The organism is Flavobacterium aureirubrum (assembly GCF_038739835.1).
GTDB lineage: Bacteria > Bacteroidota > Bacteroidia > Flavobacteriales > Flavobacteriaceae > Flavobacterium > Flavobacterium aureirubrum.
In genome coordinates this window covers 1-348 of sequence record NZ_JBCGDO010000101.1, presented here as the reverse complement: position 1 = coordinate 348, position 348 = coordinate 1, and the positions used below count along the sequence as shown (strand labels likewise).

Sequence of the window (348 nt, the reverse complement as noted above, 5' to 3'; positions counted from 1 at the left end):
GCTATTTAAACGGCATTCGCTCTTCAAGGCGATTAGAAAAAGAGTGCCATCGCAACCTGGAAATGCAGTGGCTTTTAGAAGCCATTTGCCCTAATTATCATAGCATAGCCGACTTTCGTAAAGACAATCCCAAAGCCCTAAAACAACTCTTCAAACTGTTTGTTAGTTTTTTAAAAAATGCCGATTTAATCACAGGCGAAACCATTGCCATTGATGGCACAAAATCCAGAGCACACAACAGCAAGAAGTCCAACTATAACCAAAGAAAAATCGACAAACACAAAGAATATATCGAACTTAAAACCCAAGAATACCTCAATGAATTAGACAAAAATGATGTAAAAGAAG

General features: G+C 37.4%; 1 protein-coding gene. It reads left to right on the top strand.

Annotated elements, in window-relative coordinates; translation table 11 throughout:
* The coding region (locus WFZ85_RS16110) for a transposase (protein ID WP_461782275.1) at positions 1 to 348 on the top strand (348 nt) is incomplete at both ends.